The sequence below is a fragment of the Actinosynnema sp. NPDC020468 genome (genome assembly GCF_040642015.1).
Lineage (GTDB): Bacteria > Actinomycetota > Actinomycetes > Mycobacteriales > Pseudonocardiaceae > Actinosynnema.
The window spans coordinates 108,082-124,161 of the sequence record NZ_JBFAEO010000017.1; the positions used below are offsets into that span (position 1 = coordinate 108,082).

The 16,080-nt window shown below is 73.9% G+C and carries 13 protein-coding genes; 6 read left to right on the forward strand and 7 right to left on the reverse strand.

Annotated elements, in window-relative coordinates; genetic code table 11:
* Position 1: 1 nt before the first annotated feature.
* Positions 2–2,692 carry a hypothetical protein gene (locus AB0G50_RS14890; RefSeq protein ID WP_360107504.1) on the forward strand — a complete coding sequence of 897 codons (2,691 nt, stop codon included), beginning with the start codon at positions 2–4 and terminating at the stop codon, positions 2,690–2,692.
* 7 nt (positions 2,693–2,699) lie between these two features.
* Here AB0G50_RS14890 and AB0G50_RS14895 read toward each other — a convergent pair whose 3' ends face one another.
* The 3 genes from AB0G50_RS14895 to AB0G50_RS14905 form a co-directional block, all read right to left on the reverse strand.
* Positions 2,700–3,878: an NACHT domain-containing protein gene (locus AB0G50_RS14895; protein WP_360107507.1), complete on the reverse strand. Its 1,179-nt coding sequence runs from the start codon at positions 3,876–3,878 to the stop codon at positions 2,700–2,702.
* A gap of 138 nt (positions 3,879–4,016) precedes the next feature.
* Positions 4,017–5,489, reverse strand: a complete 1,473-nt coding sequence (locus AB0G50_RS14900; protein WP_360107510.1) for a substrate-binding domain-containing protein — start codon at positions 5,487–5,489, stop codon at positions 4,017–4,019.
* A 190-nt stretch (positions 5,490–5,679) separates the two neighbouring features.
* Positions 5,680–7,512, reverse strand: a complete 1,833-nt coding sequence (locus AB0G50_RS14905; RefSeq protein WP_360107513.1) for an ROK family protein — start codon at positions 7,510–7,512, stop codon at positions 5,680–5,682.
* A gap of 472 nt (positions 7,513–7,984) precedes the next feature.
* Here AB0G50_RS14905 and AB0G50_RS14910 point away from each other — a divergent pair, with 472 nt between their 5' ends.
* The 4 genes from AB0G50_RS14910 (at position 7,985) to AB0G50_RS14925 (ending at position 11,457) form a co-directional block, all read left to right on the forward strand.
* Positions 7,985–9,166 (forward strand): MFS transporter, encoded by a 1,182-nt coding sequence (locus AB0G50_RS14910; protein ID WP_360107516.1) that lies wholly within the window; start codon positions 7,985–7,987, stop codon positions 9,164–9,166.
* A 178-nt stretch (positions 9,167–9,344) separates the two neighbouring features.
* Positions 9,345–10,016: a response regulator transcription factor gene (locus tag AB0G50_RS14915; protein ID WP_360107616.1), complete on the forward strand. Its 672-nt coding sequence runs from the start codon at positions 9,345–9,347 to the stop codon at positions 10,014–10,016.
* Between the two features lie 35 nt (positions 10,017–10,051).
* Positions 10,052–10,594 (forward strand): hypothetical protein, encoded by a 543-nt coding sequence (locus AB0G50_RS14920; RefSeq protein ID WP_360107519.1) that lies wholly within the window; start codon positions 10,052–10,054, stop codon positions 10,592–10,594.
* Positions 10,591–11,457 (forward strand): hypothetical protein, encoded by an 867-nt coding sequence (locus AB0G50_RS14925; protein WP_360107522.1) that lies wholly within the window; start codon positions 10,591–10,593, stop codon positions 11,455–11,457. Before AB0G50_RS14920 ends, AB0G50_RS14925 begins: the two co-directional genes overlap by 4 nt.
* Before the next feature lie 4 nt (positions 11,458–11,461).
* Here AB0G50_RS14925 and AB0G50_RS14930 read toward each other — a convergent pair whose 3' ends face one another.
* The 3 genes from AB0G50_RS14930 to AB0G50_RS14940 form a co-directional block, all read right to left on the reverse strand.
* A complete protein-coding gene (locus AB0G50_RS14930; RefSeq protein ID WP_360107524.1) occupies positions 11,462–12,496 on the reverse strand; it encodes a hypothetical protein in 1,035 nt (344 codons plus the stop codon).
* Between the two features lie 72 nt (positions 12,497–12,568).
* Positions 12,569–13,282, reverse strand: a complete 714-nt coding sequence (locus AB0G50_RS14935; RefSeq protein WP_360107527.1) for a hypothetical protein — start codon at positions 13,280–13,282, stop codon at positions 12,569–12,571.
* A 44-nt stretch (positions 13,283–13,326) separates the two neighbouring features.
* A complete protein-coding gene (locus AB0G50_RS14940) occupies positions 13,327–13,734 on the reverse strand; it encodes a hypothetical protein (protein ID WP_360107530.1) in 408 nt (135 codons plus the stop codon).
* A gap of 251 nt (positions 13,735–13,985) precedes the next feature.
* Here AB0G50_RS14940 and AB0G50_RS14945 point away from each other — a divergent pair, with 251 nt between their 5' ends.
* Positions 13,986–14,345, forward strand: coding sequence for a hypothetical protein (locus AB0G50_RS14945; RefSeq protein WP_360107533.1), 360 nt, complete (start codon positions 13,986–13,988; stop codon positions 14,343–14,345).
* Between the two features lie 10 nt (positions 14,346–14,355).
* Here AB0G50_RS14945 and AB0G50_RS14950 read toward each other — a convergent pair whose 3' ends face one another.
* Positions 14,356–16,044 (reverse strand): aromatic amino acid ammonia-lyase, encoded by a 1,689-nt coding sequence (locus AB0G50_RS14950; protein WP_360107536.1) that lies wholly within the window; start codon positions 16,042–16,044, stop codon positions 14,356–14,358.
* Positions 16,045–16,080 lie beyond the last annotated feature (36 nt).

Here is a 16,080-nt window from a genome sequence, read left to right on the forward strand (position 1 = left end):
GGTGGTCGAGCCGCTCCGCCGCTACGAGGTCCGGCACCTGGTCGCGCACCTGGAGGCGGCCGGGCGCGGCGCGGACGTGCACCGGGTGCTGGACGTCGGCGACGAGAGCCCGTTGTGGTTCGCGGCCAAGGACTCCGAGGGCGACCTCGAGGGTTTCCTCGCCGACGTCCGGCGCGGGCTGCGGCTCGCGGCCGGGCGGCCGGGGTTGCGCGCCCGGTACGCGCTGGTGCTCGCCTCGGCCGCCGACTACGCGGTGAACGTGCCGCGCGAACTGGTGGCGGCGTTGGTGGCCGGTGGTGTGTGGTCGCCGGACCTGGGCCTCGCGTCGGTCCGGCAGATCACCGACCCCGCGCACCGGGTGACCGCGCTGGCCGCCCTCGCGCCGCACCTGCCCGCCGCCCTCCTCCGGGACGCGGCGGAGGCCGAACTCCGCGCCCTCGCCGGGTCTCCGCACGACGTCGAGCGCGCCACCGCCGTCGGCGGCCTGTTCGCGGTGCTGCCGGACGACCTGGCCGACGAGGCGCTGGCGGTGGCCGAGCGGCTGGACGAGTGGGAGCGCACCTACGCCCTGGAGGGCCGACTGCCGGTGTCCGACCGCGTCCTGGCGCTGGCGGAGTCGATCGGGTCGGCCGAACTGCGCGCGCGGGCGCTGGCGGCGGTCGGCACCCGAGCCCCGGACGACCTGGTCTCCCGGATCGCCGGTGCGGCGCAAGGGATCGAGGACCCGGCGTTCCGACCGCTCGCGCTGTCCGGGGTCGCGGACCGGGTGCCGGTCGACACCGTGCGGGCGGTGCTGGAGCAGGCGGCCGGGCACGGCTGGGCGGTGTGGCAGGCGGTGCGGTCGCCGCGGTTCCCGGTGGAGCTGCACGACCGGGCGTTGGCCGCGGTCCACGACACCCGGCACTGGATCGACGTACTGGTGGCGCTCGCGCCCCGGATGACCGAGGCCACGGCTCGGCGCGCGCTGCGCGGGCTGAGGTCCCACGACAACGTCCACGGCGGGTGCGAGGCGCTCGTCGCCCTCACCCCATCACTGTCCACTGTGGACCTTACGGAAGCACTGGAACTGGCCGAGGGCTTGGAGTTCCCGTGGTCGCGGGTGCGGGCGGTGACCGCGGTGGCGGTCCGGCACCCCGATCGCGACCGGCTGGTCCGGGAGCTGTGGCGGCAGGCGCGGACGTTGCGCGTGTACCTGTACTCCGACGGCGACGCGGCGGCCGCGCTGATCGCGGTGCTGCCGGACGACCTGGTGGCCGACGCGCTCGCGTTCGCGTCGACCGCGGCGCACACCGGCATGACGGCCGTGGTGGCGGCGGTCCGGCGGTCGGGTGACGGGACCGCGGCCCTGGACGCGGTGCGGGCCACCGTGCGGATCAACGACGAGCACGCGGAACGCCGGCTCGCGTTGCGGGCGTTGGCGCCCGTGCTGACCCCGGACCAGCTGGCCGAGGCGGTCGTGGTCGCCCAGCAGCCCAGTGTCGGCTGGTACTACGGCGACGACTACCACGGTCGCGGCTCGGTGCGCGAGCGGTTGGCCGAGCTGGCGCCGTTCCTGGACCGCGACCGGTTGACCGCGGCGCTCGGCGCGGCGCGGCAGGTGCGCGACACGGAGGCCCGCTGCGTGCTGCTGGCCGCGTTCGCGTCGCACGTTCCGGTGGCGGAGCACGGTTTCGCGCTGGTCCGGGACACGCCGGACGTCACCCGGCGAGCCGTGATGCTGACCGCGCTCGCGCCGCACCTGACCGAGGCCGAGCGGCGGACCGCGCTGGACCTGGTCGCCGACTTCCCCTACGAGGAACCGCGGGTGCGGGCGCTGGCCGGGTTGTCCGCGCACGTGCCCGAGTCGGTGGACCGGGTGCTCGACCTGCTGGACCGGCCCTCCTACGGCTGGTGGACGGCGGAAGTCGTGCGCAACCTCGCGCGGTGGCGGCCGGAACTGTGGGAACGCGCGCTCGCCGAGGTCCTCCGGGTGGACCCGGAGGTGGTCGACGGGCAGGGGAAAGCGTTGCGGCCGTTGGCGGACGTGGTCCCGGTCGAGCTGCTGCCCCGGGTGGTCGACCTCGCGCGGCGGGTCGGCGTGGCGCACGGCGCCGCGACGTTGGGCGTCGTGGGGCGGCGGCTGGCCGACCGGGACCTGGTGCGCGAGGCGGTGGGGTTGGCGGCCCGGCTCCACCAGCCCGGCGATCGGGCCCGGCTGCTCGTGGCGATCGGCGAGCACCGGAAAGCCCGTGAGGACACCGAGGTGTGGACGCGGGCGATGATGTCCGGCGAGGTGGACGACGACTGGTTCACCGGCGTGTCGGTGTTCCTGGCGCTGCTGCCGACCGTGCGACCGTCCGAGGCGCGCCGGGTGCTGCGCGTGGCGGCGGGGCTGCGCGGTGCCGAGAGCCGGGCCCGGGTGGTCGAGTCCGTCGCGCCCTTGTTGGCGGACGGGCACTTCACCGCCGCCCTCGACGTGCTCGGCGACGACGGGCGGGCCGCGGCGCGGGCGCTGGTCGCGTTGGCCCGCCGGTTCCCGGAGCGGGCCGACGAGCTGTGGGGGCGGTCGGAGGTGTTGTGGGACAACGGGAGTCGTCGCGAGGTCGCGGAGGTGCTCGGCGAGCTGGCCGAGCTGATGGTGCTGGTCGGCGGACCGGAGGCGGCGCGCGAGGTGGTGGCGGCCGTGGTGCGGGTCGGGACCTGGTTCCCCTGATCCCCCGTCACGGCGGGAAGATCTTGGCCAGCGCGGTGTCGGCGATGGTGTCGTGGTGGGCCTCCAGGCCGATCTCCTCGCGCAGGAAGTCCTGGAAGCTCGCGTGGTACACCCGGTAGGCGTCGCCGTCGGCGTTGAGGAACTCGCGCCAGCCGCGCACCACCTCCACCACCACGCGGCGCTGGAAACCCGTGGTGTCCCAACCGGATCGGGCCCAGTAGCCGCGCGTCCAGCCGGCCACCTCGGCGACGGTGACCGGTTCCCGCGCGGTGGCCAGCAGGCAGATCACCGGTTCCTGGTAGGCGCGGAACAGGTCGGGGTCGCGGTCGCGCATGACCTCCCAGTGCTTGCGGTAGTACGCGCGCAGGCCCTGCGGCAGGCTCGTCGGGTCGAGCAGGCCTGCCCGCAGGTCGCGCAGCACGTGGACCACGTACATGAAGTTGCCCTCGCTGCGGCGCACCAGTTCGTCGGTCAGCGCGGGGTCGGTTCCCCGGCGGCGCACGTACTCCCGCACGTCGGCCAGGTTGCGCGGGTCGTCGTCGCGCAGGTGCACGTCCCGGCGGTGGTCGACGTAGAGCTGGTCGTCGTGCCGGTCGCGGGTGCTGACCACGACGTGCACCCCGGTCGGCAGGCTCGCGGGCAGGAACAGCCGGTTCGCGCCGGCCGCCGCGGGCTCGGCCTCGTCCAGCGCGTCCACGACGAGGAGCACCCGCCCGCTCTTGGCCACCGCCTCGGCGAGCAGCCGGACGAGGAACCCGCCGTCGGCGGTCGCGGACTCGGGCAGGTGGGTGTGGTCGAGGCCGTGGCGGACGACCAGTTGCGCGCACACGTTGGCCAGGAACGCCCGCGGGGAGCGGATGTTGGTCAGGGCGCTGGTGAAGTGGTGCGCGCACGCGGTGGTGGTGACGAGCCTCGCCAGCACCGACGTCTTGCCGATGCCGGGCTCGCCGCGCAGGACCACGTAGCCGGACGGGAAGGCGGGGTCGGCCAGCAGGGCGTCGATGGCGGTGAACACGAACTCGCGGCCGAGGAACGAGCGCGCGCGGTCGTCCACCGTGGCGCGGAACTCGGCGGTGCGCAGGTGGGCGGACAGGGGCGGCGGCGCGGCGCCGAACATGTTGAACACCGTGGCGTAGTCGCCGACGACGACGCCCCGCCCGTCGGCAACCTCCACCCGGCGATCCACCCGTCGAGTGTCCCCCACCCGCGCCCGCCACCCCGCCCGGAGGTCACGTCGTCCGCCGGCCGGGCGTCGCGATCATCGTTGAAAGCAAGGATTGTCGCATCGTTCAACATTCCAACGAAGACAGCCCGACTCGCGCGGTCAGGACCCGAACCCGTGGTCCGCGATGATCTGCTTGGCCTCCTCGGTGTCCAGGAACTCCAGGAACGAGTCGATCAGGCCGTCCTTGGGCGGGTTGCCCAGGGTGTAGACGAACTCCGGCACCCGGAAGCGGTAGTCCTTGCGCTTGTCCACGTCGGTCGGGTCGATCCCGTCCAGCGTCACCAGCACGACGTCGGGGTTGTCCTCGTGCGCCTTCCGCGCCGCCGACACGTCGGCGTACCCGATGGCCCCCGGCGTCCGATTCACCGTGGCCAGCACGTCCGAGCCGTCCCGCAGCTCGCACCGCGCCACCGACGTCGACGGCCCACCACCCGCCGTGGTGCACCCGGCCGTCGAGTCCTGCGTCTCCCGGCCGCCCAGCACCGCGCCCTCGAACGCGGCCCGCGTGCCGGACTGGCGGTCGCGGCTCACGATCGTGATCGGCGGGTGCTCGCCGGTCGCCCAGGTCAGCTGCTTGCCGGCGAAGATGTCCTTGATCTCCTCGCTGGTCAGCGCCGTCACCCCGGTTTTCCGGTTGACCACCACGGCGAACGTCGCCATGCCCACCTGGTGCGGCACGAGCCGGGTGTACTGGCGGGGGTCGGCCACGCCGTCGGACATCGCGATCCGCGCGTCACCGGTGCCGTTCCACGCACCCAGCCGGTCGAGGCCGGTGTAGGTGGACACGCCGGACGCCGTCACCCGCGCGCCGTCGCACTGGCGCTGGTAGGCCTCGCCGAGCTGCACGGCGACCGGCGCGAACGCGGTCGATCCCTCGGCCAGCAGCGTCCCCGACCCGCAACCGCTCGGCGGCTGCCCGATCACGCCGTTCACCACCAGCGCCGTGCCCACGCTCACCGCGACCATCCCGATCGCGGCCAGCGCCATCGTCCGCCTGCTCGGCCCGTTGCCGGTCGTGGTGTCGTGCACGACCCGTCCGCCGGACAGGAAGGCCTCGCACGACACCGACGGCTTGACCGCCGGGTCGCGCGGTCCGGACAGCAGCACCAGCAGCTTGATCCGGTGCTTGCGGTTGAGCGGGACCTTGGGCAGCACCAGCACGTTGTCGCCGACCGGCGGCCAGGACCGGTCGTCCTCGAGCATCCGCCGCAGCACCCGGTCGGCCTCGATCACCTCGACGTCCACGACCTTGCGCCCGGCGAAGTCCAATCGCAGCGGCGCCTCGAAATCGGCCGCGCGGATCGCCGCGTTGCCGGTGTTCATGATCCGCACGAGGGCGACGCTCGGCGCTTCGACGACGGACCCGCGGTTCTTCAACTCGACGTCGATCAGGCTGTTCCCCCGAACGGGCGCGATTCCGATCGGCGTGTCCAGGTGCACCCGGTAGCTGATCCGCTTGCGCTTGAACCACCACGCCGCCGCGGACAGCAGGATCGCCACCAGGATCGAGGCCACACCCACCAGCACCTGCGGGTCCTGCAACACCGATAACAGGCTGCGGTCACCACTCATCCCGAATCCCCTCCCCTTTTCGGGGGCAGGATAGGAGCGCGGCGTTCAGGCCGGCGGCGCGTTCACCTGCTCTTGGCCGGGCGTTTGCTTGAATACGCCCCCGGCCGAGTGACAACCGTAATAAGGGTGGTGGCCGGAACTCTCCGCGGAATTCCCGAGCACCGCTCACCCGACCGATTCCCCCTTGCGGTCAGCCCGTGACGGCCGGTCCGAACAGCTCGTCCCGCGCCGACTCGCACGCCGCCACCAACGCGCCGCGCAACACGGCCGTGCCGCCCAGCGCGCCGGCCCGCACCTCGGTCGGCATCGGCGAGGCGGCGGCCAGCCGTGCCTCGACCCGGGACGCCAACTCGACACCACCGGCGTGCCCGAGTTCACCGCCCAGGACGAGGCACCCGGGGTCGAGGACGGCGACCAGCGCGGCGGCCGCGACGGTGACCCGGTCGGCCAGGTCGTCCAGGAAGTGCACCGACCCGACCGCCACCGCCTCCCGCACCAGGGCGGCGCCCATCGGCTCGCCGGGCCGGGGCGACGCGGCGAGCCGATGATCACCGGCCAACACGGTGACCGCGTCGGAGGAGGCCAGGCCGTGGAACCCGCCGCCCAAACTCCGCGCGGTCGGCCGCGGCACGCCGGGCAACGGCAGGTACCCGAGTTCACCGGCCCCACCGGAACGACCCCGGTACGGCACCCCGCCCAACACCAACGCCGCCCCGGTGCCGGTCCCCAACCACAGCAGCACGAACGTGTCCCGATCCCGGGCCACACCGAGGCGATGCTCGGCCAACGCCGCGAGGGTGGTCTCGTTCTCCACGATGAGCCGGGGCAGGTGCACGAGCGCGCCGGCCGAACCAGCGGGGCCGGCGGTAGTCACGGCCACGCGGCCACGCGACACCTCGGCCGACCCCACGCTGGTTGCGGCGTCGGGGGGAGCGGAAGGCGTGGCGGACGCGCCGACCCGCAGGACATCTACCGACCCCACACCGCTTCCGGCATCGAAGAAAGCGTCAGCCGAACCCACGCCGCCGGCCACGCCACGGAAAGCCTCCGGCGGACGAGTGCGCGGCGGGCCGGCCAAGCCCCTGCTGTCAGGGGCGTCGGCGAAGTGCGCCGCCGCCGCGGACTCGCGGACTCGCGGCGTACCGGCCGAACCCACGCCGCCGGTCGTGCCGGCCAAAGCCGCAGGCGTGCGGACGGACTCCGCGTGGCCGGTGGTGTCAACGACAGACGCGGACGGGTCGACCGGCCCTGTGTGTCCGGCGGAGCCGACGACAGACGCGGAGAGGTCGACCGGCCCTGTGTGTCCGGCGGAGCCGACGACAGACGCGGAGAGGTCGACCGGCCCTGTGTGTCCGGCGGAGCCTGAGAAGGCCGCAGGCGCGGGGGCGGGCTGTGCGTCGGCCGGCCCCACGTCGCCGGACGCGCCGGCGAAAACCCCAGGGGGGCGGCCGGACTCCGCGTCGGCCGGACTCGCCGGGCCGGTGGGGCCGGCGGACGGTGTCGGTGTCGGTGTCGGTGTCGGGGACAGTCGGGCGCGTAGGGCGTCGACCAAGCCCACGTGCCAGCGCGGCATGCCCGGGGTGACGCGCAGCGCGCCGGTGCTCGGGTGCACCAAACCCGGCACGCCGAGCGCGATCGCGTGCAGGGTGTCCGCGCCGGCGTCGCGAGCGGTGGACGCGAGCAGGTCCGCGGTGCGCTCCACGGCCGTCTCGTCGGCGACGATCGGCGTGGACCCCCGCGCCAGCACCTCGCCCAGCAGGTCGCTGACGACCACCGTCACCCCGTCGGTCCGCACGTCCAACGCCGCCAGGTGCGCGCGGTTCCGGACGAGGCCGTACAGGACGGCGTTCGGGCCGCGACGACGTTCGTCCGCCAAACCCACCGCCGCGACCAGACCGGCCTCCTGCAAGCGCTTCACCAGGTCCGCCACGCTCGGCCGGGACAACCCCGTCGCCTCGGCGAGTTGGGCGGCGGTCAGCGGGCCCTCGCACAGCAGGAAGAGCGCCGTCCGGTCGTTGATCACGCGGGCGACGCTGGGAGATACGGCCATCGGCTGCTCTTTCTTTCAGGAAGGCTTCCTGATAATTTCGGCAGCATACCGGGTCGACGCGATTCGACGCGGGACGACAGGGGCGGCAGGGCGGCGAACGGAGGAGTCCGGCAGCGTGGCCTGGGCAGGGCAACGCGGCCTGCGCAGGGTCGGGCGGTTTCATCAGCCAGGGCGGACTGCGCGGAGAAGGCCGAGAGGGCTTGCCTCGGTGGGACGAGCGGTACAGGGGTGATCGTCGGGCGGAGCCGGGCAGCACGCGCCGGGTGAGTGCGGCTGGGAGCCCCGCTGTGTTCGGGCCGGCGGTCCGAGGACGACCGCGAGCCGTCCGGCACGAGCCGAACCGGTCGAGCCGAGCCGAGCCGGGCCGGGCCGGTCGAGGCGAGCCGGTCGAGGCGGCGCGGTGTCGGCGGCGGGCGCTAGGTGGGCGGTGGAGGGTGGTTCAGCGGTGAGTGATCGGGGACGGGGGGCGGGCGTGGCGAGCGCGATCGTGGGGCGTGAGGTGCGGGGCGCCAGGTACGCGATCGGTGCCGTGTTCGGTGTGCACGGCGCGGTGGTGGGGTCGTTCGCCACTCGGGTGCCGTGGATCCAGGAGCACGCCGGGGTCGGGGCGGGGCAGCTCGGGTTGGCGTTGGCGTTTCCGGCGATCGGGTCGGCGCTCGCGATGCCCGTCGCCGCCCGGTTGGGGCACCGGTTCGGGACTCGGGCGACGTTGCGGGTGTTGTTGGCGCTGTTCACCCTCGCGCTGGTGCTGCCGTCGCTCGCGATCAACCTGCCGACCCTGTGCGCGGCCCTGTTCGTGCTGGGCGCGACGGCCGGCACCGCGGACGTGACGATGAACGCGGTCGGCGTCGAGGTCGAGAAACGGCTCGGGCGGTCGATCATGTCGGGGCTGCACGGGATGTGGAGCGTCGGCACGCTGATCGGATCCGCGCTCGGCACCGTCGCCGCCCACCTGGACGTCAGCGCGCGGCTGCACCACGACGTCGCCGCCGTCGTGCTGACCGCGGCCGGGCTGGTGATCTGCGCCCGGGTCCTCGACCTGCGCCCGGAACCGGACGAGGAGCCGCCGCCGCGGTTCACGGTGCCGCCCAGGTCGGCGCTGCTGATCGGCGCGATCGGGTTCTGCGCGGTGTTCGCCGAGGGTGCGAGCCTGGACTGGTCGGCGGTGTACGTGCGCGACGTGCTGAACGGGTCCGCCGGGCTGGCCGCCGCCTCCACCACCGGCTTCACCTTCACCATGGTGCTGGCCCGCGTGCTGGGCGACGCCGTGGTCAACCGGTTCGGCGCGGTGCGGACGGTGCGGGTCGGCGGCGCGGTCGCGACGCTGGGCGGGGTGCTGGTGGCCCTCGCGCCGCACCCGGCGGTGGCGATCGGCGGGTTCGGGCTGCTCGGCCTGGGTGTCGCGGTGGTCGTGCCGCTGGCCTTCGCGGCGGCCGGGCACGCGGACGGCAACACCAGCCGGGCCATCGCGGGCGTCGCGACCGTCACCTACACCTCCGGCCTGGTCGCGCCGTCGCTGATCGGCGGCATCGCCCAGGCCACCAGCCTGACCGTCTCCTTCGCCGTGGTCGCGGTCCTGGCGTTCGCCCTGGTGCTCTTCGCGGGTGTCCTCCGACCCCGCCGCTGACCGCGTCCGCGCCCCGCGCCGACGGCGATCACCTCGAGCACCCGGGTAGCACCGGGGCCCCGGCGGACGATTCCACCGGTGAGGTACCACTCAGCACGACCGCGAGGTGGTCATGGGCAACGTCCGGTCCGGTCCCGTGCCACCCCACGACCAACCCTCCACAATGGACCATGCGGACCTGACCGCGGTGCTCGCCGACGACTCCGCGCCGATCCGCGACGCCCTGGCGGAGTTGTTGGCACACCGGGGTTTCCGCGTCGCGGCCCGGGTCGGTGACGCCGGCGCGCTGCTGGCCGCCGTCGCCGCGCACCGGCCGGACGTCGCGGTGGTGGACGTGCGGGTGCCGCCCGGCGCGCGGTCGGAGGGGTTGCGCGCGGCGGTGCGGATCCGACGGGAGCACCCGGGCACCGGGGTGCTCGTGCTGTCCCGCCACGTCGGCGCGCACTACCTCCCGGCGTTGCTCGACGGCGACCGGGGCGGTGTCGGCTACCTGCTGGAGCACCGGGTCGCGACGGCCGCGTTCGTGGACGCGGTGCGGGTGGTCGCGACCGGCGGGTGGGTGGTGGACCCCCGCGTGGTGACCTGGCTGGGTACCGCGCGACGCGAGGTCGAGGCGCTGGACTCGTTGACGGGCCGGGAAACCGAGATCCTCTCGCTGATGGCGCGCGGCCGGTCCAACCGGGCGATCGGCCGGGAGTTGGTGCTGGCCAAGAAAACCGTCGAGACGCACGTGCGCAACATCCTGTTCCGGCTCGACCTGCCGCCCGGTCCGGACGACGACCGGCGGGTGCTCGCGGTGCTGACGTACCTGAGGGTGGCCGACGGGCGCGGAGTTCAGGGCACGCCCTGATGCCCTTCGGAGCAACCCGGCTCACCCTGGTCACCATGGGGAGTAGGGGTTGGGCAGTCCTGGCGGTCGTGGCGCTCGCCGCGTGCGGCTCGCCCCAGGCAGGCTCGCCCAGGCCCGCACCCGCCGCCGCGCCGCTCACCACCTCGGCCGGTTCGCCGGGAACGACCACCACCGACACCACCACCACGACGACGCAGGCCGGGACGACCACGCAGCACACCCACCCGAACCCGGTCGTCACGCTGACCACGACGACCCCGCCACCGCCCCGGGTCACCACCCCGCCACCACCACCGCCGGTGCCGCCCAGCCGGTGGATCCTGCCCGCGCCGGACCGCAAGGGCATCGAGGAGCGGTTGGGCGTGCCGTTCGACCTGCCGTCGTTCCAGGACGCGTGGCGGCTGACGTGCCCGAAGCACGACGTGTGCGCGAACATCGTGTTCCAGTACGTCGAGGACGGCGGCGAGGACAACTGCGTCGCCTCGAAGATCCTGGTGCCGACCCCGTTCCACGAGGGCGACACGGTGACCGTGGTGGTGAACCGGCCGTGTGACGCGCCGCCCGTCACGACCTCATGACCGACTCCGCGCCGTCGCGCGCGGTGAAGGTGTTCGGCGCGATCCTGGCGCCGACGACCGTGCTGACCGCGCTGCTGTTCTACTTCGGCACCAAGCACGCCTACTGGTTCTGCCAGTGGTTCGGGGTGCCCTACACGACGCTCGGCCTGTCCGCGCAGGACTACCTGATCCGCAGCGCCGACGGCATGTTCGTGCCGCTGACCGCCGTCGCCGCCACGGGTTTGGTGCTGCTGTGGGCTTTCCGACTCCTGGAGTCGAGGCTGGCGCCGCAGTCCTGGGCCAGGCTGCGGCGAAGGCTCGTGCCGGTGGCGGTGGTGCTCGGGGTGCTGCTGGTGGGCGCGGGGTCGGCGGGCGTCGCCCACCCGCCGCTGATGTACCGGTGGCCGGGCGTGCCGGGGTTGTGCGTGGCGGTGGGATTCCTGTTGTTCCCGTTGGCCGAACGGCTGCACCCGGGCGAGCGCGGGCGGACCGGCGCGGTGCCGGTCGTGCAGTGGGTGCTGACGTTCGTGCTGGTGACGGTGGGGCTGTTCTGGGCCGTCACGGACTACTCGGCGGCGGTCGGCCAGGCGCGCGGCTACGAGTACGAGGTGGCGCTGCCGACGATGCCGGTCGTGGTCGTGTACAGCACCAAGGACCTGGAGGTGCGCGCGCCGGGCGTCACCGCGGTCCGCTGCGCCGACCCGGACACCGCGTACCTGTTCCGCTACAACGGTTTCGTGCTCGTGCTCCAGTCCGCGGGCCACTACTTCCTGCTGCCGCGCGGGTGGAACCGCCGGGACGGCGCGGCGCTGCTGCTCCCCCGCTCCTCCGACACCCGCCTGGAGTTCTACCCCGACGGCGCCACGCCACCCGACCGCTGCTGACCCGTCAGCGGCCCACGCCCAGCGCGGCGGCCACCGCCTCCAGGTCCGCGCGCAGCACGCCCTCGCCCTCCGCCGCGACGCACCCGGTGGACAGCTCGATCTCCAACCCGCTCCACCGCGGCAGGCTGAAGGCCACCCCCGAGCCGGGCGAGGCGTCCCACCGGACGTACCCGCTCCCGGCGAAACCGGAGTCCGCGGCGAACCGGCGCTCGACCTCGTCGGCCACCGCCTCCGGCACCGCGTCGGACCGGATCTCCAGGCGCAGCACCACGAAGTCCGGCGACGGACCGAGGAACGTGCTCTCCACCCGGTCGCACCGCTCGACCTCGATCCGCGGCGGAACCCCGGCCACCGCCGGGTAGTCGCGCAAGTGGCCGGCCAACGCCCGCAGCGTCACCGACGTGGTGTCGACCGGGTGCGCCCCGCCGTCGACGGACCGGTCGGCCAACGCCACCGTGACGACACCGGTGTAGAACAGCCACGCCGCGAGCCCGGCCACCAGGAAACCGCCGGGCGCGCGCATCCTCGGCGTGTAGTCGCGCGCGGCGCGGCTCGGGGTGTGCAGGTAGTCGGTCTCCACGTGGGGCGCGGCCGCGGTCACCGCGTCCACGAACTCGTCCCGCCGGCCGAAGTCCTTCCACCGCAACCGGATCGGGCCGCGCGGGGTGTCGATCTCGACCACCCGCCGGTCGTAGGTCGACGCGGGCACCGCCAGCGCGAACAGCCCCGCGACCAACGACACCGGAAACAACAGCGCCAGCCAGAACGGTTTGGCCGACTCGGGACCGGTGCGCACCGCGGTGATCTCCCGGTAGGGCAACCGATCCCGGCCCAGCACCACCCCGTCGGCGTCGAACAGCGCGTGCACCGGCCACCGGGTCGCGTGCCACGCCGCGACACCGCCCACCAGCAGGTCGAACGCCAGGGCGTAGCGGAAGAACGACCGCTCCGGCGTTTCGGTGATGCCCCAGACGTGCACCCCCGCGGCCACGACCGCCACCCCGACCAGCACCCACGCCCACGTCGACGCCGTGGACACCCTGATCCTCCGCGTAGTCACACCGAGTCGACGGTCGCCGCGCCCACCCGGTTCCGGCGCGCGGAGGAAACCTCAGTACCCCGGCAGGTCCTCGGTCCGCGTGCTGCGGGCCAGGTGCTGGCGCAGCCGCAGCACGGCCTCGCGCTCGGCCAGCGCGTAGAACCCGACGCGGGCCACGCCCAGCAGGTCCGATCGCACGCCGTCGAGCCGCAGCACGCCGGTCACCGCGCGGGTGCCGCGGTCGGTGACGTCGGTCGCGCCGCCGATCAGCGGAACCGCGCTGCACAGCCAGGTCACGAGCACCACGATCGAGGTGGTCAGCAGCGCGCCCTCGTCCTGGCCGTGCAACCCGGAGCCGACGAGCAGCGGGACCAGGTAGAGCCACAGCACCTTGAGCGAGTACCGGGTGCGCGCCCGGCTGCGCAGCAGACCGGCCCGGATCAGCCTCCGCTTCAACGCCACCACCGGCGCGCACTCGGCGAAGTCGACGGGTTCGGGTATCCGGCCGGTGGCGCGGACCCGGTCGACGATCACCGCCTGGAAGTCGTCGGACGCGGTCACGTCGTCCGGCACCGCGGCGGGTCCGCTCGCCTCGGCCTGGAGCTTGCGCTCCACCACCATCACCGACAGCGCGACGGCGAGCACCCGGGTCGAGCCGGTGTGCAGCATGGCGACCTCGTAGAGCCCCAACGAGTCCAGCGGCTCCACCACCGGCTGCACGCGCTGCCACACCGCGACGAGCCCGCACAGCGCCACGACTCCGCCCAGCACCAACCAGAACAGCACCGGCTCTCCCTTCCCCCGGCGGAAGGTAGGCCACTTCCCGCCGGTCAGGGGCCGATTTCCAGAGTTGTCGGCGATTCGGCACCCGGACAGCCGAACAGGTCGGTGATCGGGCCGGTCGCGGTGTGCGCGACGCGCGCGCCCCGGTACCGACCCGCGACCACCTCGCCGGTGCCGGCCGAGATCCGCTGCACGCCGACGACCGTCGTCGCGGTGGTGAGCCTGATCTCCGCGGTGCCACCGGTGGTCCACGTGAGCGTCAGCACGTCGCCGCAGCCCTCCCTGGTCAGCACCGCGTTGCGGGCCTTCGGGTTGTCGACCGAGACGCACGACGTGGCGCGCGCTCCGGGCGAGCAGACCAGGTCGACCGGTGTGGGCGTGGTGGGCAGCGCCGCGGTCGGCAGGGTCGCCGCGACGACCGCGATCAGGGAGGACAACTTCTCGGCCAACGGCACGTGCCCAGTAATCGACCACCGGGGCCGCGGAATCGATCCGCCGATTCGGTGCTTCCCGAAGTGACCTACGGTGACGTGCGGCGCACGCCGGAACCCCTCAGTCCACCCGACCCGGAAACCCGCTGCCCCCAAGGCTTTCCGGGCCGAACGTCCTCCGACGTGCGACCACCTGGCGGAAAGAGGCGTGCCGGACCGCGTTCCCCGCTAGGGTCACCACCGGAAGCCGAACCGGCGCTGAACGCGAGGTGGCCGTGGACGTCCTGGTGACGGTCGAGGGCGACGACACCGACGACCTGCGCTCGCTGTGGGAGCGGGTGCGCGAGGACCTGCCCGAGGCGGTGGCCCCGGTGGAGATGCCGCCACCGCCCGGCGCGCCGAGCCCGGTGCTGGAGGCCCTGTCGGTGGACCTGACCCCGGACACGACGTGCGCCGCCCTGGCGACCGCGCTGATCACCTGGGTCCGCGACCACCCGACACCCACCACCGTGACGATCACCGACATCGAGGGCCGCTCCCTGGAGGTCCGCTCGGAGCACCTGAAGGTCCTCCCCGACGACCGGCTGCGCACCGAGGTGACCACCCTCGCACTGGCCCTCGAGGAACGCCGCTGAGCCCGGGAGTTCAGGCCGCGCAGCGGTTCCGGGCCGGGTCGAGCACCGAGCGGACGTCGCGGGACAGGGTGCCGTCGCGCACCAACCCGACCGCCTTCTCCAGGTCCGGCGACTGGTAGCGGTCGTCCACGACCGGCGGCACGTGCTCGCGCACGGTGGCGTGCAACAACTCGGTGCCGACGCCCAGCGGCAGCCCGGCCATCCGGTCCCCGATCACGTCGACGCCCTGCGCCGCCATGAGGACCTGCACGCCCAGCACGATCTCCAGCCGGTCCAGGTTGTCGTGCAGGTCGCGGACCGCCGCCATCGCCATCGTGTTGTGGTCCTCCTGGCCGAACTTCGCCGGGCGGGACAGCGTGGTGGCCGGGTTCGCGCGGACCTGCATCTCCGGCACCAGCGCCACCGCGACCGTCTGCACCTGCACCAGCCCCGAGTTGAGGCCGACCTCGCCGCCCGCCAGGTTCGGCGGCAGGCCGTAGCTCCACTCCGCGGACAGCAGTCGACCCGACAACTCCTGCGACAGCACGCCGAGGTCCGCGACCTGCGCGTTGAGCGAGTCGATGCGGTGCCCGAGCAGCGCGCCGTCCCAGTTGCCGCCCATCACGAACTCGTAGCCGCCGTCCTGGGGGAACACCAGGGGGTTCGACGTCGACGCGTTCGCCTCGCGCTCCACGTCGCCGTGCGCGTCGGACAACGCCTGCCGCAGCGCGCCGACGATGTGCGGGTTCGCCCGCACCGCGACGGAGTCCTGGATGCGCGGCGCCTTCTCCCCCAACCGCGTGCGGCCCTCCTCGGTCATCCACCCCGTGCCGCAGACCAGCGCCCTGGTCACCCGGGCCGCCTCGACCTCGGCCGGGATCCGGCGTTCCTCGTGGGTGCGCGGGTCGAACGCGCCCTGCTCGGCCCTGGTCGCCTCCAGGAACAACGCGAACGCGCCGTCGTAGGCGTCGGTCAGCCGCTCCGCCCGCACCACCGCGTCCACGTACCGCGCGGTCAGCACGCTCCCGCCGCTGATCAACGGCAGCGCCTCGCCCTGCTCCAGGGTGAACTCGACCGGCAACCCGGCCTCCGCCAGCAGTTCCGGCGCGGGCGCCTCCCGACCCCGGTAGCGGGCGGGCGCGGACTGGCCGGTGAGCACCAGCCCGGCCGCCGCCATCGGTTGCAGGTCACCGGTGCCGAGCGAGCCGATCTCCGGCATCCGCGGCGTCACGCCGGCGTTGACCAGCGACAGGATCCGGTCCACGAACTCCGGCCGCACGCCCATCGCGCCGCGCGCCATCGCGTTGGCCCGCAGCACGAGCGCGAGCCGGGCGACCCGGTCGTCCAGCGCGGGACCGACGCCGGCGGCGTGCGAGCGCAGCACCCGGCGCTGGAACTCGACCCGGTCGCCCTCGGGCAGCGGAACCTCCTTGAGCGGCCCCAGGGCCTGGTTCCAGCCGTACACCCGCTGACCGGCGTCCAGCGCCGCGATCGCGCCCTCCCGGGCCTTGGCCATCGACTGCCGCGCGCCCATCCCGAGGCTCACCTCGACCTCGGCGCCGTCGAGCACGGCGGTCAACTGGTCCCACGTCAGGGAGTTGCCGTCCAGCTCCAGCCGCAGCGCCCCCGCGCGCGCCACACCGCTCGCCGGCGGCGACAGCAGGCTGCTCGAGAACACCACGGTCCACAACACGACCACCAGCACGGGAATCCGCTTCACCAGGATCACGGGAAGGGTTATGGACCACCTGGGCGG